Genomic DNA, 19,448 nt, shown 5'->3' with positions numbered 1-19,448 from the left:
GCTTGATTTCATCGCTTTGAAGTGCATTTCTCGTAAAATTCTTCCTTTCCGTGAAAGAGTAATTTTCCGGAAAAAGCGTTGAAAATAGCTTGTTCGTCAGTCCCTTGAAGCATCTGTAAATCCCAAGCGGTTCAGGCAGAAAAAAGAACCGAAAAGAGGGAAAAATAACAAAACAAATATCAACCAATTAAATTTTATGATTATGGCAACAACAGCAGTTCAAGCAGTAGAGAAGAACATCACATCGGTAGCATTGGCAGACATTCAGTCGAGCAGTTACAACCCACGCAAGAACTTTGACGAGACAAGCCTTGCGGAACTTGCCGAGAGCATCCGTCAGCAGGGAGTGCTTCAGCCTATCGGTGTGCGCCCTATTGCGGACAACCGTTTCGAGATTGTCTTTGGAGAACGCAGATACCGTGCTTCCCTCATGGCTGAATTGGCGGAAATTCCGGCTACCGTCATGGAAATTTCAGACGAGACAGCCGAGGAAATGGCAATCACCGAGAACCTGCATCGCAAGGATGTTACCCCGATTGAGGAAGCCAATGCCTACCAAAAACTCATAGACAGCGGTCGCCACGATGTCCAATCCTTGACCGTGCAGTTCGGCAAGACGGAAGCGTATATCCGTACACGACTTAAATTCGTTTCCTTGATACCCGAAATCGCCGTGCTGTTGGAACAGGACGAAATCACAATCAGCGTGGCAAGTGAAATCTGCCGTTATGGGGAAGAGATACAGCGTGAGGTGTACGACCAACATCTGAAAGAGGGGGTGCAGTACAATAGTTGGCGAGGCATGAAAGCCTCCGAGGTGGCACAGAGCATCGAACGGCAATATACCGCAGACCTCAATCGCTATTCATTTGACAAAACCCTTTGTCTTTCATGTCCCCACAATACCAATAACATGATGTTATTCTGTGAGGGTAGTTGCGGAAATTGCGCCAACCGTGCTTGTCTTGTGGAAATGAACACATCGCACCTTACCGAAAAGGCTATGCGGCTCATGGAACAGCACCCTGCCGTTCCCCTCTGCCACGAAAGCTACAATTACAATGAAGCCGTCGTCGACCGACTTACCGCTATAGGCTACGAGGTGGAAAGTCTTAAAACCTATGCAACGAAATACCCCGAATGCCCCCAAGCTCCTCAAAAAGAGGATTACGATACCACCGAGGAATACGAGGAAGCAGTAAAGGATTACGAGCAGAAATTGAACGGCTACACCGAGAAATGCGAAGCAATCCGCACCCGAAGCGAAGCAGGAGAAATCTCCCTCTATCTCCGTATTGAGAGCAACGACATTACACTGTGCTATGTTGCAAATACCGCTACAACCGCAAACGGTACGGCAACCAAAATGCCGCTTTCACCTATCGAGAAGTTGGAAAAGCAGGACAAACGCAACAAGGAGATTGCCCTCGAAAAGACCGTTGAAGACACCAAAAAGCGGATTTTAGAGGTCGATATGTCAGAGCGCAAATTTGGGCAGGACGAGGAGAAAATGGTGTATTTCTTCCTGCTCTCCTCACTCCGCAAAGAGCATTTCAATGAGGTGGGAATTGAAGATAAAGGCTCTTATTACTACCTTACGAGCGAGGACAAAATGCGCATCATCGAGAACCTTACCGCCAAGCAGAAAGCCGTTATCCGCAGGGATTATCTGATTGCCAATTTCAAGGACGCATTCGGTAACAACGCCACAGCCTCCCTGTTGCTTGACTTCGCTCAAAAGCATATGCCCGAAGAACTTGCCAATATCCAAGACGGATATAATGAAGTGTACGAAAAGCGACACCAACGCATCGAGGAAAAGAAAGCCGCTTTGCAGGAACAAGCCACGCAGGAAGCGGAACAACCCGATGAACCGCAACCCGAAGCGGAAGCACAGACCGAACCGCAAGCGGAAGAAATAGCTGCCTGACAAATGTTGTTGTCATAACGGATAGGGGGAGGGAGAAATCCGCCCTCTATTCATTTTTGTATGCTCCGGACAAAGGACCCAAGTACCTCTTCTAACTTTCTGACGAACCCGTCACCACCCGCCCTTCTTCCATTCATAGCTTCCGTTTCCTCTCTTTTTTACCATTTTCAACTTCCCTTTTATAGCGTTTCCCCGGCTTCGTCCCCTGTCAGCCCCGGTTTGGTTTTATCAGATGCAAAGGTCGGCCGTCGCGCTTGATCCGGCGGCTTAAAGTGAATTTCCTGCAAATTCTTCCTTTCCTCAGAAAGAGTAATTGGCAGGAAAAGCCTTCCGTATGAAGCTGTACCGACAACCGTGTACCGCATCCATAAAATCCCAAAGCGGTTCCGACAGAAAGGAACCGAACGGAGGGAAGAAAAAAACAAATCATTAAAATTCAAGATTATGGACAACATCAAGGAAAGCAAGGAGTACCAGCTCGCCAAAGACTGGGAAAGGGCAGTGAACGATTACGGCTTCAACCCCAAACGGTTTGCAGCCGCTATCCCCGAAATGCACCCCACACTGCAGCAAAGCCTTTACAGGTTGGTAAAAGAGTGTATCGTGGTCATGGCGGACGAGACACGCAACTACGACGACCGCAACCGTGCATCGCACGAGGAAGCGAAGTGCATCATGGAATACCTCAAGGCTCACGGGAAACACATCCCATTAAGATAACAGATGTATGAAAACGAAAGAACTACAATTTGACGGCAATATCTACATCTGCCGTATCGTGAAATCCAACGAAGGTGAAGAATTACTTATCGGCTCTACCGCTCTGCTCGATGCACTTCATCCGGGCAGTTTCGAGGACGAAAACGAAGGTTTTGCAAGTAAGGAAGCCGAACAAATATATGACGAGGTTTTCTTTTTCACCGATGCGAAAACCCTCAAATTACCGGACGATGAACTCATCACGGAATTAAAAGAGGATAACCCCGAATGGTTCAACTAACATAAATCAATAATCATATTAAAAATCAAAGTTATGGATAAAGAGTATGTAATGCACATCGCACAGACCATCAAAGAACAATTGGTATCACTTACACCCATGCCCATTCTTATGTCGTGGGGAATCGGCGATTTTGTCGCTACGGTATTCCGGGATTTGCCGGCATTGCGGATTAAAGTAAACGGGCGGTTGCACGCCGGAAATGTCGTTATCGCACTCAACGGCTCCGATTATTATGAGGTATATCTGCTGAAAGAGAACGGTGCGGAGTGCGTCAATGAGGAAGTATGCTTCGACGAGTTGGGCGATGTCATTGACCGAGCCGTCGAAAGCGGTACGGACAAAGAGGAATACGACAAATTCTGCGACCGGCAACTTGCCGTACTTTTAAGCGGTACACGAGCCTGAATAAGCGAGCGACCGAATAACACCGCCCATTTTTCTACGTGGGCGGTGTTTTCGTGTGCGGTTGGATGCGTCCAAGCCGCAATATCCTATTATAAACTCACTTTTGAAGTCCTTGTTCCACTTTTACCGTTGTTACGGCTTGTGGGATTGTCCGGCTCCGTCATTTCCAATACCCCTGTACCAATCATCGGATTGATATAGACCTCCATAAGATTTTCCCTATCTTTCAATCCTAAATGTTGCAAAATATCAGATAGGTATTGCGGCTCAACACAGAACTCCAAGATTTGCTCTTTTCTCAAATCCTGCTTGCGAGGTTTTCTTGCGGGTTTTCTTGTCGGGTTTTCATCCCTAACTGCAAGGTCAGCACAACATAGTCCGGACGTGTTTCCTCGGCTACAGTAGGAAGCGGCCAACCCAAAGACTGCCAACCGCTCACAATCTTATCCACACCGCTACCAGCTTTCTCGGCACGCCCCAGACGCATGAACATCTGAGTGAGTAGATTGGCAGCAAAGCGAGTGCAAGACACCGGAACGCTAAAAATACCGAATAAGACCCACGCGGCACTATAATATGTTGGCATTCTGCCCTGTATATCCCGTATTTTTCGTACCTTTGCGGCACAAAAACGTATGTATATGGAACAACAGGTTATCCCATCGGATTATACACAATATGCAGAGGCAGTAGAGATAATCAAACATGCCATCGAACGCTGCCGGTATAGAAGTGCGGCTGCGGTCAACAAAGAAACTCTCTCGTTGTATTTTGGAGTGGGGAAATTCGTGTCTGAAAATTCCCGCATCGGCTGTTGGGGTACTAAAGCATTGCCTACCATATCAAAGCTCCTTCAACGGGAGTTGCCCGGTCTGCACGGCTTTTCTGAATCGGGGTTGAAACGGATGCGCTCATTCTATGAGGAATGGAGGACGTTTTTAATTCGTCCAACAGTGTTGGGCGAATTGGAAAACCATTCGTCGGAAAAGGGTACGGCTTTAATTCATCCAACAGCGTTGGGCGAATTGGATATTGACGAGCATCTACTGCTGCAACTTATCGGGCAACCGGTCAATACCGAATTTACCTGGGACGATTTTGTCAAGATCAGCTTTTCACATCATATTGAAATCCTGACTCGTTCAAAAGACATCGCGGAACGGTTGTTCTATATCCATTGTGCCGCTCAAAATGCGTGGTCGCTATCCTCTCTCAAAAATTACTTGAAAGAAGACATCTATTCAAATCGCGGATCTTTGCCGAGCAACTTCCTTCAAGTGCTGCCCGAAGCCATTTATGCCGTAAAAGCGATATTGGCGTTCAAGGATGAGTATATGCTCGAAATGGTTAATCTGGAGAATGTGGGAGAACGCGAACAGGACTGGAACGAAAAGGTCATCGAAAACCAAATCGTAACCAATATCAAGCAGTTCATTCTCCGTTTTGGAAACGACTTCACTTTTATCGACAGTCAGCATCGCCTGATAGTTGCCGGAGAAGAAATGTTTGCTGACCTTGTATTCTTCAACAGAGAACTGAATGCCAGCGTAATCGTGGAGTTGAAACGGGGCAAGTTCCGCCCGAATTATCTCGGACAGCTTAGCGGCTACCTGACGGTGTATGACATGACCGACAAGAAACCGCACGAGAACCCTTCAATCGGTATTGTCCTATGCCAGGATGCCAACCGCAAGTTTGTCGAAATCATGGTGCGCGACTATGATAAGCCTATGGGCGTGGCGACATACCGCACAGCCCAAGAAATGCCGGAGAATCTGCGCAAGACTCTACCGGACATCGACAAATTACAAAATCTGCTATCGGAAAACGATTCCAAATCGGAAACTGTCAGATAATTCATTTACGTCCGTAAAACCGGCTTTATGCCCACAAGATTTTGGGTAACTGAAATTGAATATAAAAATCCCTGCAATAATTTCGTGATTATTGCAGGGATTTTGATTTATTTCGCCCCACGCTTGTTCAGTACATCCGTTATCATGTCTTTTACATCCTGTCCGACTTGTATGAAATTTTTATACAAGATGCGTTCCCGTTCCTCCCTCGACTTAAAGGTGTAGAACTTCGGTAGCGGTACATAGGCCGCTTCCTCCGCTTTTATCTCCTTCATATCGAAATCCGTCTTGCAGAAGAACTTTGTAGTCTTGAACTCTTCCGATTCCTGAATGTTCATCGAGCCTCCTGTACCGGTTTTCGTCTTCACGAAATCCCTGGCCGTCTGTCCGCAAATCCATCCCGTCGCCATATCCGAAATTTTCGAGGCGGGTACAAGGCTGTCCATATTCTCATTGAGATTGATGCTCGTCTTATCCCGGTCGATGGTCACGCCCTTTTTGACCTGTACTACCTTGCCGAAAATGTCATTCGACAACCATTCCAGTGTCTCTTTTGCGCGAGCTGAACCGCTTACCACGTTGCCCACTGTCGTGATGATTTTTTGCATTCCCACTTTTCCGTAGTCAGCCTCCAACTGCGGCAACTCCTGAAAACCCAGCGTTACGCTTACCTTGTTGCTTCTCGCCGTACCTATCAGTCGGTCTATCTTGTGGAAATACAGTGTCGGCAGCTCATCCACGATGATGCTGACCGGAATATTCTTCCCCTGCCCGGTGTTCACACGGGTAACGAGACGGTTCAATATCAGAGCGTTCAACGCTCCGATGATACTTTCCATTTCCGGATCGTTGGCTATCAGCAGATAACTGGGTGACTTGGGGTCACTAACTTTCAGGTCGAAGTCGTCCCCATCCTTGTGGAATATCCAGTAGGATTCCTTGGTGGCCAAACGGCTGGTATAGACACGCAGCGTACCAATCATACCCTCTAATTGTTCCATTGCCTTGTTCTTGAAGGCCGTCTGGAACGGGCCGAGCAACGGCGCGACCTCGTTGTCCGTCTCCAGTACCTCAAAAATAGTCTGGTAGCTCTCATTGAGAAATGAAAGGATATGCGGCATATCCGAGTATTTTCCCAGCCAATAGGCAGGTTCCACGATGCTGCCACCCTCACGGTCACGAACGACACCCGTCGGCTTCCAGAACTTCGTCTGCGGATCTTGCCGTTTCTCCGCATATAGTTTCTTTCCGTTTGCATCGTAGGGTTCCCGCTCGTAGTTCACGAAAAAGTAGATACAGGCGGCAAGAAAGTTCACGGCAGAAGTCTGAAAGAACTGGTCACTGCCTCCGCCTCCCTCTTTCTTGCCTTTCTGCAGGGATTCCAACAGGGTTTCCGCCGTTTCGCTCGCCGCCGCAAGATTATTGATGTACTTTGCCTGAATGGGGTTCACCCGTTTGCTGTACTCCACATCCACGAAGTTGATGATGTTGAACTTGCACCCTTTGGGCAGTTTTCCGAGCTTCTGGTTTTTCTTGTAATGATAGTAAAGTTTAGTGGCAAGTGTCGGAAATTTGTAGTCATAGACCACCATCGCAAAGCCCTTGGCACTATGTTGGCGGATGAACGGTTCTATGATGCTGAACGTCTTACCGCTGCCCGGAGTTCCGACTACCCATGTTCCTCTGAAACAGTTGCTTATCGACACCCATCCCTTGCGAAATTTACCTTTGTAATAGTACCGCATCGGTATATTCACGCTATACTGGTTCTCAACCTTCTCTTCGCTCTGCTCGAAACTTTCATTCTCAAAGTTGAACCGGTCTTTACCCAGTCCCTCCTTGATGAACTTCGAGATGTTATCCAGTGCGATATGTACCAATATCACACCGACAAGCGTGGTCGCCATGTAGAAGATGATATTTAGTGGCAACGTGTAGAGCCTCGTTTCCATCGGATGATGGTACAACCACACGGAGAACACAATCAGGAACAGTCCGCTGATTAGCGGATATAACACCTGTCTCCGGGCATCGAACTCCAGATGCTTCTTGTTCCTCGTACCGATACAGGTGATGCAGATAAGCAGGAACGTCGCAATCTTGCTGTACACAAGATTACCGTCATTGTAAATCATCCACTGCTTGATGCGCCCGTGAATATCAATCAGTATGCCACCCCAGTGGTCGAGCATGGCAGGGTCGATGGCATACTCGAAGAACTCCATCAGCACGGAGATATAGATGACCGCACGGAATATCTTGTAGAACCCTTGTAATTCTTTGCTCTCTTCCATGAATCAATCCGTTGTTAATTCTTGTTTCCGACGATACCAACGGTCGTTGATTCGTATGACATCCATACCGAACCACACACCGTTTTCGTTCAGTTTCGTCTTTATTCTTTCAAGTGCTACCGGTCCTAAACCCCAGATTTCCATGAGATATTCCTCGTTGAGCTGAATCAGGTCGCCGACATACAATATCCCATGAGATTCGAGTTTGCTTCTGACTATAGGCGTCATTTTCATGCTGAATATCGGCTGTGAGAGATAATGCACCTCTTCTGCCTGAATGTTGTCCAAGGCTATCTCAAGCCCTTCTTTGACTCTCTGGACAGAATTGATGTATTCTTCCTGCTGTTGGATTTTAATTTCCTGTTGCTGTATCTCATCACGCAATTCAGAAGCCTTCCTTAAAAGTTCGGCATTGCTTCGCTTCAATTCGTCATTAACATCCGTCATCGACCGGTTGTTTAACTCAAGTTCCTTGCGTTTGCCGTTCAACTCCTTGACAACTTCCTCCAATTTGGCAATCTGGCATCTCAGAGCCGAACCTTTCCCATTGTCTGCCGCCATGTTATCCAAAAGGTAGCTGAAGCGTTGAATCAGATAATCAATGTCCTTTTTATCAGACGCAACAGAATCGGCGAGCTTTTTCAGTTTTTGCCGAGGTGATTCATCTTTGATGGGATAGTATATGAGGAAAGCCCCCAATACCATCAATACTATACAGAAAAGCATATCTATATTCATATCGTTGCACATTTTATTTGTTCATGGTAATTATAGGCCGCAGCTTATGCGCCTGTGTCTTAGGTGTCTCCTGCATCGCGCCGCTTCCTGTCGAGTAAAGCCACGCTTTCGCCGTCTCTTGTCCGGACACTTCCGTCGATGTCCAGTACCAGCAATCGTATTCATCCAACGGCAACGGATGACCGCCGCACCGTTCAATGACAGGATTGACGGTTTCCCGGACAGCATACAGCAACCGCATCTGTGCTACCGACGGGATATAGGCACTCTGTCCGTACCGCCACAGGTCAAAGACCGCTTCCGCCATAGGCGAAGCCGTCTCCCTTGTGTCGTACAGCGCAAAGGTGTTCATGTTCCCGTCCAATGCCCCGATGTCGGCCGACGTCCCTTGTGCGACACCGAGGCTGTCGGCGAATGCCGCCGGAGCAATGTCCCACAGGTAAACCGCATAGCCGTTCCCTTCCGTTCCTTCACGGCGTTCGGTATCAAAGACAACCGCTATTGCCCGCTTCCCCGATTGTTCATACTGCGCATAGGACAATGCCGTGCCGTCCTCGCAGAGAATATGCCCCGGACGTACCGCCGTATCGGGTACGTCGATATGGGCGTCACAGGCAGCGCACAATACCGCCGCCACTACCATTGCAATCCATTGAATCTTTCGTATCATGTCATTTCCGTTTTTTTGTTTTTCCTTTATTTTATCGGCAGTTTTACACCCAGCACGATACCTGTCCGCAGCAAATCCGCCCCTTTTATCATCATGTCACTCTTGACCTGCCAGTACAGCGTCCATCCCGACCGCAGCTCATAATTGTGCTCGTAACCCACATGGATTCCGGCAAGAAACTTGTTCGTGTCGCTCCCTGCCGAAGCTCCGATACGCAAGTTGCCGTAATGGTTGCGTCCACGCACCACACAAGGTTTGTACGCCACACCGAAACCATAAGTGCGGTAGTTGCGCCAGAAGGATTCCGGACAAATATGACCGCAAGATTTACATTCCGTCCATTTCAGATAGCCGTTGGCGAAGAACTCCCACGCATGACGGTAGTTCATTTCATGCTCGTAAGCAAGCGTTACGTCCATGCCGTTCTCATACAGCAATCCCACGCCGAGCGAGAGGCGGCCGCCGTTGCGTTGCGCATGGGCATTGGTGGCAAACCCTATGCAGACAAGCATCAGTAACAAAACTGTTTTCAACGTCTTTTTCATCGTCATTCCTCCTCCAATAAAGCGGTGTTAAATGAATCGGCCGACAGCACATCCTCGTAGTCGATGTTCAGGCTGATATTGCGCCCGCTGATTTGTTGTTCCGTCATTTCGATAGTCAGCAGCTTGTCGTTCGGAAAGGTCATCTTTTTCACGACAATCACGTTCCGGTAGCCGTGCTTGAACGTCTTGCCGTGTTCCAATACCAGGGCAGGAGTCAGCTCGATGGTCTGCGCGTTAGTTGCCTTCGAAAGTTTCTTGTCCGACAGTTTCACCCGTATCTCGTCGATGTCGAAACGGATGTTCGTTTTGTTCTCGATGGAAAAGTCGATGAAGAAGTAGTCGCCCACCGAGTAAATATTGTTCAGGCGCATCACCATTCGGTGCGCCTTGGTCGCCACGTTGCGGATTTTCGCGGGCGAGTTCCACACCCGTCTTGCAAAACGCACCATGTCGGCTGTGGACATCGAGACCGTAGGATTGTTGTAGGCATCCCGTTCCTGTAGCTGAATTTCCTTGTCTGCCACCGCCTCGCTTATCCGCGTGGTGTAGATGAGTGCATACTGCGTGCGATAGCGTTCCGTTACGATGGTGACGATGGCCAGCACTTCACCGTCCTCGTGTCCCGTCTCTTTGGGCTTTAACCGGATGATGTTCTCAATGGGTTGGTCGCCCGCCACCTTGTCTGTGGAAATATCCACGAAGCGGACCGGTTCCGAGGCTGTGATGACGGTCGTTACCTGTTCATTGACAGTCAGCCGTTCCATCTCTTCGTATGTACGCTGAGCCTGTGCGTTCCGTGTGGCAAAAAGTCCTGCCGCCAGAAGAAATGCAGTTATAATTATTTTCTTGTTCATATCGTTTCTGTTGATATTTTTTATTTTTTTATTTCTTTATTTCCCTTATTTCGCTTTCTTTAATCCCATGACCACGTTCCAGTTCCTCCCGAATCCGTCGTCCGGCAATTTCGCAATACGTCGGTTCAATCTCGAATCCGATGTAATGCCGTCCCGTGCGGATGGCGGCAATGGCGGTCGTACCCGAACCGATGCAGTTGTCCAGCACCACATCGCCCTCGTTGGTATAGGTGCGCATCAGGTACTCTATCAAGGCTACCGGCTTCTGTGTCGGATGATAGAATGCTCCTGTCTTGTGTTCCTTGGGTATGGAAATGACAGAGGTCGGGTACTTGTCTTCGGCAACACGCACCGGAGCCAGTTTCATTTCACCGTAACAGCGGTTCGTGAAACCGTCCGTCTTGCGCCGTCCATGATTTTTCCGTTCCGGTGGACACGGCATCATCTGAGGATGATATACCGGCTGACGGTCGTAGAACACGATGATGTCCTCATGCTGGCGTAGCGGCATCCGGTTGGCATTCAGGTGACCCGTTACCCGGTCTTTCCGCCACACGAGGTTATACCGCCACATCCGGGGTTGCGAGAGCATGAGCCGCGCCGAGAAGATGCCCTGCGCAAAGAGGATAACGGGGCTTCCCGGCTTGGTGATCCTGCGGTACTGTTCCCACAACGCTTCGAGCGGTATCTGCCTGTCCCAGTGTACCGCCTTGTTGCTACGGTTCAACACGCCGTAAGGCAAATCCGCTATCACGGCATCGACACTGCCGTTCGCCATGAGCTTCATGCCCTCGATACAGTCCATATTATATATGTTGTCAATCTCTATCATGGCTTCCGTTTTTACTGTTTCTCACGTCCGTTCACCAGATAGACGAAAGTGCCGTATTTCAGCTTTACCTTATTTTTTTTGATAGCTTTGCCGATGGCATTGCTCGTTTTCTGGTAGGCATTCGTAGCGGCTTGCATTCCCCATTGCGAGAGACTGTTGCCGTAACTGCCGGTATTCATGTTCAGATTCCCCGACACCGCACCGCTTGCCACATCCTTGCTCGTTTCCCGGAACTGGCTGTTCGGTACATAAAGCCCCTCCATGCCGTCCGTGTCGTAAAGGGACAGGCTGACCTTCACCAGTTCGTCCTCGATGAGAATGCTGGTGATGTTCCCCTTCACACGCCCCGACGAGAAGCCGCTCATGGTGGCATACAGATACGACCCTCGTTTGACCACGCACTCGTTGATCTCCACGTCGTCGAGCAGACGCAACCGCACACGCGAGCCGTCCACCGCTTTGATGTCCTCGTCGATAATGGCCTTTATCAGTTTCGGTTCACGGGCATTGACCGCAAGCGTATTGAAGTAATCCGAAGCCGTCTTTACCTTGCGTACCACTTCGCTGGGCGGTTCGTTCTCTGACGGGGCTTTTACCGAACGGCTCTCTTCCTCTATTTTTCCCTTAACCTCTATGGTTGCCGTCGGGGGTTGCGCCGATGCGGTACTGTCCGTATCGGTCGCCGGTAATACCTCATTGCGTCCTCTCAACCTTGCTTCGGCAAGGGCTTTCTCCAGTTCCGCGAGAGCTTCTTGCTCGCGCGTCTTGGCATCGGCAATTTGCGCTGCCGCAGCCTTTTCCTGCTGTTGCTCATCGAGCATGGCGATGTCGTCCACCGTGTATTGCGATTCATATTCTTCCTTGTTGTCATCGGGTTCATCTCGTTCTATGTTATCCACTGCGGAGTAATCCTGTATCTTACCCCATGATTTGGCCATGTTCTCGTACTTGCTGCCTATGCCGTCACCGCCTTTAAGCCGGGCATCCGGCAAATCGGGGTTCAAAAACTCCGTTGTCTGCAGCGTCTTGTCCGGAATCTCCGCCGTTTCGGTCTGAAACAGGTCGAAGATGAAGTACGATGCAACCAGAAGCGGGATATACAGGACAGCCGGAAGCATATACTTCGGCTCCCTGAAATTGATTTTATCAAATATCTTCATCATACATCTTTTAATTGAGTTGTACATACTTGCCTTCAATGCTGCAGTTTTTCAGCACTTCTGCGTTTTCCACTCCGAATGCGATCAGGATGCTGCCGCAACCGGGAGAATCGCCGCGTGTTCCGTCCGGGCGGTAAAACCGGATGCGGTGGCGCAGGAATTTCATGCCCGTCGCTTTCTCGAAAATGACGTCCTGAAACATTTTGGAATCGCAACGGTTGAACAACAGCGCGATGCCGTTGCCGTGTTCCGCCAACTTTCGGACAAACTGTTCGATAAGGGGACGCGAGTACGGAGGATTGAGCCATACACGCCCTTCCCATTTCAGGGACAATCCGTCCATGTCCCGGTCATACATGACCTCGGCGGTCGGCCACAACGGATGGACAGGGGCGCAAGGGTCAAGGTCGAACCTGCCTAACGCTTTCAGCACCTCCTTCGGGGTGTACCATTCGTCCGACGAGCGGACTGATTTTTCAAATCGTGTATTCATAAGCACTCCTTTATTGCGGTTCATATTTCTTGTTCTCGTTCCGATTTTCCCTTATTTCACCCCCTTGCAGCCTCTTGTGTCTTTCCCGCAGCACCGAATCCTGCATTTCCGTCGCCGTGCGTGTCGGCCGGCTGTTGCGGTATGCCATCGTAATGCGATAGATGTTCCAAGTGAACCCTCCGATAGCGAAACCGAAGACGATGACCAGAAAAAGTATCCGGTGCGCGTTGGCGAATCCCTGTACCTTGGCGGCAGCCTTGTCGATACGTGTCGCTTGGGCGAACTTTCGTCCGGCGGACACCTCCCGCTCGTAACGGTCTTTGTATTTCGGATCGTTCTTGTCCGGCATCTTTTCACCGAAGAGCATCCGCCTGAATCCCTTGATATTCATAAACTCCGTTGTTTAGTAGTTGATCTTCGTTTTCTGTTCGATGTCCTTGTTCAGCAGGGTACGCCAGTTCACGATAAGCAGCCCATGCGGATTGTTCTCTGTTCGGGGTACACGCTTGAGCTGTCCTGCCGTCACCAGTTCACGCATCAGGATATTGCTCCGTCGCTCGATGCGCTGCCGTCCGTAGTAGGTGAACTCCATCTTCTCCTTGTTGAAAGCCACGCTGTCGCAATAGATGGAGAACACCGAACTCGTACCCAAAATGTTGGAGTAGAAACCCTTTTCCTTGAGCGTGTTGTATTGTGCCAACCCCGTCTCATCGACTAAATACATCGCTTTTTCCATCGTATAGCGGATATATTTGTCATCCGGCGGTAACGTGAAAAAATAATGATGAAACATCTCCACATGGCTTTTGGCTTCCACATCAAGCGTTTCGTCCATTGTCGTGCGATTCACGAGGATAGGCACGTTGCCGTCCAGCACATACACCTTCTTCTGCGCATCCGAGACCATCGTCCGGGCTGTCCAGATGCTTGACAAGCTGATGATGACACATCCCACGAGAAAAGCGGTACAGATGATGCCCACCAGTCTGATTTTGTTTTCCAAATTCTTGATGACCATCGGTTATTCCCTTTTACCGTTCAACATCTGTACATATTCCGTGTGCAGCATGGGTATGACCGCATCCCGAAGTTCCGTCAAAAGATTCTCGAACTCCGCCGAGAATATCTCCACGTAATAGCCCTGCATCTCCACATGGACAAGCACCCACCAGATTCCTCTTTTGCGCTTACCAGCGTTCCGCTGCAGCAGGGCAAGACGCAGCTTGTACGTTAGGTACGTCACTAAGGGGGCGATGTACCGGTCGTCGTACTCGAAGGCTTCGTCCAGTTCTTCATACTGCGGGTCGATGCGGTGGTTCTCCGCCACCTCGCAAACCTCTTTTCTCGCTCGTTCCTGTGCAAAGGACATAAATTTCTCATCCTTGCACCAGCTTTTGATTTTCTCTTGCAATTTCATGTTGTTATGATTTTTATTGGGTTTATATTATCTTTTGCGGATTATCTCATGATGCCGCCCAACCCTCCGGTTGCCGTCATCTTCGCCTGCTGTGCCACGCCCTCGCCGAAGTTTCGGGTAGAGAATGCCGTGTCGCCCTCCGGTATCATCCATGCCGCCAAGTCCGGAACAAGGTTCAGGCACTTGAGAGCTACAATCGAAGCCGCCATCAGGTAGCCCGCCGAGAAGAACGAGTTCTGCAGGTAGGCGGCCATCGTCTGCTCGCTGGCGGTTATCGCCGTCAGGTTCTCGATTTGGATGCACAATACAATGTCAAAGAGCAGCAGCACGTAGAAGCCCACGAAGTAGAGCATCGCCCCGTAGAAATGCACCGTCAGATAGCGTGTCAGCCACTTCGCCCAAGCACCTTCCCATTTTGGCAGGATGCTGAACGCCCACTGTATCGGCCCGAAAATCGTCAGCATTCCCAACAGGATTTGTTGGCAGTAAATCGTAGCCCACCAACCGATTCGGAACACCACGAGGGCAATCAGCATGATAATTTTGTCTATCCCCACGATGACACCTGCCGTCAAAGACGTGAACCACAACTTCGCCGCATCCTTTTCCATGTTCGTCACTTCGTCCACACCGGTCTGCTCCATTGTCGCCTCTATCAGATTGGGATCGGATGTGCCTGTGTGGGCGACATCCGCCTGTGCCTGCAGGTTCGTGTACATCGTGTCACGCACATGGATGAGCTGCTGAACTTCCTCGAACCTGTCCGATATCTGTGAAGCTTCGGCTTCATACAGGTCATGGGTGTACGAACCTATGCAGTTAGGGATGTAGGACAGGAAATCGAGAAAACACCAGTTGTTCCGGCTCCCCGCCATACCCGTGTCCGCAGGCGGATACCACCAGCAGATGATAATCGACACGGCAAGCGGCCTAAACAGCTTCATCACGTCCAACGGCTCGTGCTTTACCATCATCTTGTAGGCGATACCTGCCGCCATGACGATGGAGAACAGTGCCGCGAGTGCCATGCACATCTGCAATATCCACCAAAAAGGTCCCTGCGCACCGGTAAAAGTCGCGTCAGTCAGAAACTCGTTGGTCTGAAAGATGACATCATCTATTTCCTCCTCCAACAGGTTGATGCCGAAATCCGAAAGTATATCTCCGTTTGCCATAGCCCTGTCTTTTTATTTCCCTCTGTTTACACTCTCGTTGTCATCTTCGCCGTTTCCGTTGCTGCCCGATTGCGAACCACGCACCGCAAGGCGTGATTCCTGCCACCGGCTCATGGCATTGCGGACAATACCGCCTTTATGCAGGGTACGGTTGTCCGTTGCGTTCAGCAGTGCATTCGTCACCGTTGCGTTCTGACGCTTGGCAAGGTAGCCCACTAAAATCTCGTTCTGCCGTGCCACATCCTCGTAAATGCGCAGATACTCCTTCTTTCGCTGGGCATTGGGCATATAGGCGTCTTTCGTGGCTTTGATGGCACACTGATAGACGTGGTAGTATTCCGTCCACCGTTCCTTGTCGGCCGGAGTGCCACCGGACAGGAGAATACGGTCGATGTTGCGCCGGAACCGCTCCATCTGTCCGCTGACCTTATCGCCCTCGGCAAGCCATGCGATGTCCACCTGCCGGTCGGCAACGTTCAACGCCTCGACCTTCGCCCGCTTGACCAAGGCCGAATCAATGGCTTCCGCTTCGTCCACCTGGTTGTAGAGATTGATACCGGCAAGCGTGCGGAACGAGAGCTTGTTTTTGGCCGCTGCCGACTTCTTGTATTTGTTGTGCAGCACGGAATAATAGAGGTCGGGCGAGAGTGCGCCCGTACCGGTCTCCATGACCGTTACCTGATTCTGCTTCGGCGAATCATGGTTGTACGTTACATACTGTGCGTGTACGGCTGTCGTTACGGTGACCGCCACCGCCATGAGTAATAGTTTTCTGTTCATATTCTTCTCTTTTTGTCGTTAATAATCCAGTCTTCCGGCTCCGCGCCAACGCCCGAAGGCGTCATCGAGAATCTCCCGCATGGTGCGGGAGCGATATACCTTTGCCTTCCAATAGCCGATACGCACCTGTATATACCGCCATGTCTCGAAATACGCACGGTTCAGATGCCGCTCGATGTTGTCCAATGAGCGGTTGATGGCCTCCAACACCATCAGCAGGTCGGAGGTCGAGCAGGCTGCCGCTCCGGTGGCATACAGCACGAGGTCGCTCACGGACTTGTAGAGCTGTTCCCCCTCACGGGCAATCGCCCTCAGCCCCCTCGCATTGATGGAGATAATCAGGGTATCTGCGGATTCGATGCGTCCCCGTTTCAATATCTTCGCATTGAAATCCTCCAACAATGATTTATAGTCGCCGATACGGTCGCTGACCGATGTGTAGGTATTCTTGACGTTCAGCACCGTGCGCAACGACTGGTACATGACGTCGATGACATCGAACGCACGGGTGTACCGGTCAAGGTCGATATTCAGCTCTTTATAGCCCCCGACTTCCTTACAGCTGTATTCGTGCAACAGTTTGTTGCTGTACTCCAAGGTACTGCGGGCCAACAACAGGCTGCGCTGCTTCTTGTGGTCGTTGATGTAGGCTTCGACGGAGACTATATCGAAAGTCCACTGCGCCTTGGCGATACCGGGCAGCAGGAAGAGCAGCAATGCGGCTATCCGTAAAATGCGTTTCATGGCCGCACCTCCTTTCCGCCGTTTCTGCCGCCATCGTTCCGAAACGTCCGTGCGCTCTCCACCCAGCGGTCATGGCATTCCTCCACGAGCGTCAGCCTGCGGCCTTCGTCCGTGTCCAGTCCGGGCAACACATCCTTCATCACGTCAAGGATGCTCCGCTTGTAGTGCATCATCTTTTCCAGCGATACCAAGTCGGCGTATATCCTTGTGATTCTGCTGTCCACCTCCCTCGCGATTTCGAGGCGGTCGCTCGACCACAGCAGATGGTACACGTCGCCGGACGGAGTTTCCTCCAGCGGTGTGCTGCGGGCGTATTCCGTCGTGATTTTGCAGGACGGGTGTTCACGGGCGATTTCGGCGATGCGGTCGTTCACTAATTTGGTTTTCTCCGCATCCGAAAGCCCCGGATCGAGTGTCAGCACATCGGCGACGTGCGTGTCCGTATAGACCGAGGTCAGTTCCCATTGGATTTGGATGATGGCACGGTGAATCTTGATGCCGAGAAAATATTTCGGCTTGCGGGCAATCGAGACCGTAGCCTTGAATGTGATGATGCCGTTGATGTTCGGCATTGTCGCCTTGCGCACATACGAATAGCCGTTCCACGATCCGCCGTCCTGCCATGTCAGGCCGTAGGCAGCCTTGCAGTCTTGCATGATAGCTGGAATGCGGTAATAGTCATCCGTCGCTACGCTGTTGTCGTCTGCGGCTTCCGACTTCGCCTGAGCATAGTCGGACTGTTTCTTCTTCCACTCCGCGAGTTCGCCTTTCAGACGGTCTATCCGTGTCTTGTTTGCATTATACTGCTGTCGGTAAGCCGCCGCATCCTCAATGCTCGCCGTACTGATTTTCTTCAGCAGGACAGCGTTCTCGTTTTCCAATGTCCCGATTTGCGCTTCAAGATTGGCCGCTTGGCTGTTTGCCTCGTTCAACAGCGCATCCAGTTCCGAAAGGTCGAGGTTGTTTTCCGTCACCGAGGTCTGCATGGCGCACTCCTTGGTGTGGGCATTCAACGAGCTGCCGCATTTACGGCACTTGTATTGTGTCGAGCCCTGTCCGAGCGTAACCCCGTCGGAACAGGTCACGCTGATGGTCACGCTCTCGCATCCCTTCAATTTGGCGGCGTCCGTTGCTTGGTAATAGTTCCGCGTACCGGAAGATATATAATAGGTGTAGCCGTCCTCGTTTTCGTTGAACTCCGCAAGTCGGACATTCAGTTGCGCCCGAAACGTATTCAAGTCCATCGAGTAGGAATCGAAGACTTCCTCATAGACAACTTCTTCCTTATTCCAGCTTTTGCTCACATGGATTTCGTATGCGTATGCCTTTTTGGTCTGCTTGTTTTTCTTGCTGATGATATAGGCACTCATCCAATAGTTGATGCTGTAGCTGAACCCGTCGTTCTGGTTGTTCAACTGCTGCACGCGGTTTCTTGACCAACCGGCATATCCTTCCGAGTTGGCAAGTACCTGTTCCCGTTGCGAGGCGTTGGGATAGAAATTCGGGTCGCTCGTGTTGAACCGCACCCATGCGCCCCCGTTCAGGATGCTGTTGTCGTCCGTCGGAGGATAGTAGTCGCACAGCGATACGCTCCCTTGGTCACGCCGGGCAATGTACCACCGCTGCGTGTAATAGTTCCCCATCGCTTCGTCCAGGTAGTCGGTCATCCATGCCGTGAGGTTGTAGTTGCTGAAGTTGAACAGACCGGCCACGTTGTCCGGACCACCCACCATGTCAATCAGCAAGCCGCCGATGTCATGTTCCGCCTGCTCGAATAGACTCCCGTAGTGTTCATACAGGTTGCCGATTTCTTCAACCTTTCCGCCCATCAGGTCATGGAACGAGCTGCTTTGCAACAGGGCGTCACCGAGATTGGCAATGCCTGCCGTTGCAAGGCCGACACCCGTGTTATAAAGGTTGTCGAGGTCGCTTTTCAGGTTCTCGTGCGTGAAGTTGCCCGGTATGTGGGCGAAGTTGTCCATCATCCGCTGCCAGTCGATGTTTCCCGTTTCGGAGAGCTTTAGCAAGGGGGCAATCTCCGGATTGATTTCGAGAAAGGCGATGTCCGAAAAGGTCAGCGTGCTGTTGGTCACCACGCTCTCGAACTGCATACACAGACTTTTGGTATCGTCGCAGACTTTCATCAGGTAACTGCCCCAATAGATAGCCGTTTGCGGCGAATGGAGCATCTGCTTCGCCACCACCCATATCTTGGGCATGATTTTCTCCGCCACCATCCGGTAGATGCGCCGGTAGTAGTAGTTCTCCGTGCGGCTGTTCCAGATGCCGAGGTCGCTCAGGGCTTTATGCTCCAAGAACTTGGCCGCGAATATCCCGGCGGTAGCGACCTCCGCTGCCGTGTAGTGCTTGAGGATGTCATCGACCTGCTCCCGGTAGTACCCTTCGGCGACCGCTTCCGTACCGAAGGCGGCCACCATCGCCGCAACGGTACGGGTGTCGTAGTTCACGCTGTAATACTGGGCGTGAACCGTCTGGCAGAGTGCGACCGAGGCGATGGTCAGGATAAGGAGTAGTCGTTTCATGGCTGCAAT

The 19,448-nt window shown here is 50.8% G+C and carries 22 protein-coding genes; 5 read left to right on the top strand and 17 right to left on the bottom strand.

Features of this window, described 5'->3' with window-relative positions; genetic code table 11:
- The first annotated feature begins 202 nt into the window (after positions 1-202).
- From CZ225_RS14765 to CZ225_RS14750, 4 genes are all read left to right on the top strand, one after another.
- The gene (locus CZ225_RS14765; protein WP_005944233.1) at positions 203-1,930 is read left to right on the top strand and encodes a ParB/RepB/Spo0J family partition protein; all 1,728 of its coding nucleotides are present in this window, start codon (positions 203-205) and stop codon (positions 1,928-1,930) included.
- 444 nt (positions 1,931-2,374) lie between these two features.
- Positions 2,375-2,650: a hypothetical protein gene (locus CZ225_RS14760; RefSeq protein WP_005944231.1), complete on the top strand. Its 276-nt coding sequence runs from the start codon at positions 2,375-2,377 to the stop codon at positions 2,648-2,650.
- Between the two features lie 7 nt (positions 2,651-2,657).
- On the top strand, positions 2,658-2,930 hold the full coding sequence (locus CZ225_RS14755; protein ID WP_004301325.1) for a hypothetical protein: 273 nt from the start codon (positions 2,658-2,660) through the stop codon (positions 2,928-2,930).
- 33 nt (positions 2,931-2,963) lie between these two features.
- The gene (locus tag CZ225_RS14750) at positions 2,964-3,338 is read left to right on the top strand and encodes a hypothetical protein (RefSeq protein WP_004301326.1); all 375 of its coding nucleotides are present in this window, start codon (positions 2,964-2,966) and stop codon (positions 3,336-3,338) included.
- A gap of 89 nt (positions 3,339-3,427) precedes the next feature.
- On the opposite strand, the gene CZ225_RS14745 is transcribed toward CZ225_RS14750, so the two are convergent.
- Both CZ225_RS14745 and CZ225_RS14740 read right to left on the bottom strand, forming a co-directional pair.
- A complete protein-coding gene (locus CZ225_RS14745; RefSeq protein WP_004301327.1) occupies positions 3,428-3,640 on the bottom strand; it encodes a Fic family protein in 213 nt (70 codons plus the stop codon).
- A complete protein-coding gene (locus CZ225_RS14740; protein ID WP_234983058.1) occupies positions 3,637-3,870 on the bottom strand; it encodes a putative DNA binding domain-containing protein in 234 nt (77 codons plus the stop codon). Before CZ225_RS14740 ends, CZ225_RS14745 begins: the two co-directional genes overlap by 4 nt.
- Before the next feature lie 109 nt (positions 3,871-3,979).
- On the opposite strand from CZ225_RS14740, the gene CZ225_RS14735 reads away from it, so the two are divergent.
- Positions 3,980-5,194, top strand: a complete 1,215-nt coding sequence (locus tag CZ225_RS14735; protein WP_004301329.1) for a PDDEXK nuclease domain-containing protein — start codon at positions 3,980-3,982, stop codon at positions 5,192-5,194.
- Positions 5,195-5,301: 107 nt separating this feature from the next.
- Here CZ225_RS14735 and CZ225_RS14730 read toward each other — a convergent pair whose 3' ends face one another.
- From CZ225_RS14730 to CZ225_RS14660, 15 genes are read right to left on the bottom strand one after another with little or no spacing between them, the layout of a single operon-like run.
- On the bottom strand, positions 5,302-7,488 hold the full coding sequence (locus tag CZ225_RS14730) for a type IV secretory system conjugative DNA transfer family protein (protein ID WP_004301330.1): 2,187 nt from the start codon (positions 7,486-7,488) through the stop codon (positions 5,302-5,304).
- Positions 7,489-7,491: 3 nt separating this feature from the next.
- Complete coding sequence (locus CZ225_RS14725) at positions 7,492-8,226, bottom strand: DNA-directed RNA polymerase subunit alpha C-terminal domain-containing protein (RefSeq protein WP_005944229.1); 735 nt, start codon at positions 8,224-8,226, stop codon at positions 7,492-7,494.
- Positions 8,227-8,239: 13 nt separating this feature from the next.
- Positions 8,240-8,896, bottom strand: a complete 657-nt coding sequence (locus tag CZ225_RS14720) for a hypothetical protein (protein ID WP_004301332.1) — start codon at positions 8,894-8,896, stop codon at positions 8,240-8,242.
- 26 nt (positions 8,897-8,922) lie between these two features.
- Positions 8,923-9,447, bottom strand: a complete 525-nt coding sequence (locus tag CZ225_RS14715; protein WP_004301333.1) for a hypothetical protein — start codon at positions 9,445-9,447, stop codon at positions 8,923-8,925.
- Positions 9,444-10,295: a conjugative transposon protein TraN gene (gene traN, locus CZ225_RS14710; RefSeq protein WP_005944228.1), complete on the bottom strand. Its 852-nt coding sequence runs from the start codon at positions 10,293-10,295 to the stop codon at positions 9,444-9,446. Before traN ends, CZ225_RS14715 begins: the two co-directional genes overlap by 4 nt.
- A 28-nt stretch (positions 10,296-10,323) precedes the next feature.
- On the bottom strand, positions 10,324-11,127 hold the full coding sequence (locus CZ225_RS14705; protein ID WP_004301335.1) for a DNA-methyltransferase: 804 nt from the start codon (positions 11,125-11,127) through the stop codon (positions 10,324-10,326).
- Between the two features lie 11 nt (positions 11,128-11,138).
- Positions 11,139-12,290 (bottom strand): conjugative transposon protein TraM, encoded by a 1,152-nt coding sequence (gene traM / locus CZ225_RS14700; RefSeq protein WP_077155841.1) that lies wholly within the window; start codon positions 12,288-12,290, stop codon positions 11,139-11,141.
- 7 nt (positions 12,291-12,297) lie between these two features.
- Positions 12,298-12,780 (bottom strand): DNA N-6-adenine-methyltransferase, encoded by a 483-nt coding sequence (locus tag CZ225_RS14695; RefSeq protein ID WP_052588035.1) that lies wholly within the window; start codon positions 12,778-12,780, stop codon positions 12,298-12,300.
- A gap of 10 nt (positions 12,781-12,790) precedes the next feature.
- The gene (locus tag CZ225_RS14690; RefSeq protein ID WP_004301338.1) at positions 12,791-13,171 is read right to left on the bottom strand and encodes a hypothetical protein; all 381 of its coding nucleotides are present in this window, start codon (positions 13,169-13,171) and stop codon (positions 12,791-12,793) included.
- A gap of 12 nt (positions 13,172-13,183) precedes the next feature.
- A complete protein-coding gene (traK, locus tag CZ225_RS14685; RefSeq protein WP_004301339.1) occupies positions 13,184-13,798 on the bottom strand; it encodes a conjugative transposon protein TraK in 615 nt (204 codons plus the stop codon).
- Between the two features lie 3 nt (positions 13,799-13,801).
- Positions 13,802-14,197, bottom strand: coding sequence for a hypothetical protein (locus CZ225_RS14680; protein ID WP_004301340.1), 396 nt, complete (start codon positions 14,195-14,197; stop codon positions 13,802-13,804).
- A 41-nt stretch (positions 14,198-14,238) separates the two neighbouring features.
- On the bottom strand, positions 14,239-15,372 hold the full coding sequence (locus tag CZ225_RS14675; protein ID WP_004301341.1) for a hypothetical protein: 1,134 nt from the start codon (positions 15,370-15,372) through the stop codon (positions 14,239-14,241).
- A 12-nt stretch (positions 15,373-15,384) separates the two neighbouring features.
- Entirely contained in the window at positions 15,385-16,152 is a 768-nt protein-coding gene (locus CZ225_RS14670; protein ID WP_004301342.1) for a DUF5045 domain-containing protein, read from the bottom strand.
- A gap of 18 nt (positions 16,153-16,170) precedes the next feature.
- Positions 16,171-16,896, bottom strand: a complete 726-nt coding sequence (locus CZ225_RS14665) for a hypothetical protein (protein WP_004301343.1) — start codon at positions 16,894-16,896, stop codon at positions 16,171-16,173.
- Positions 16,893-19,439: a coiled-coil domain-containing protein gene (locus CZ225_RS14660; protein WP_004301344.1), complete on the bottom strand. Its 2,547-nt coding sequence runs from the start codon at positions 19,437-19,439 to the stop codon at positions 16,893-16,895. Before CZ225_RS14660 ends, CZ225_RS14665 begins: the two co-directional genes overlap by 4 nt.
- Positions 19,440-19,448 lie beyond the last annotated feature (9 nt).

The sequence above is a fragment of the Bacteroides bouchesdurhonensis genome (assembly GCF_900155865.1).
In the GTDB taxonomy this organism is placed as follows: Bacteria; Bacteroidota; Bacteroidia; order Bacteroidales; family Bacteroidaceae; genus Bacteroides; species Bacteroides bouchesdurhonensis.
This window is presented reverse-complemented; position numbering and strand designations above follow the sequence as displayed.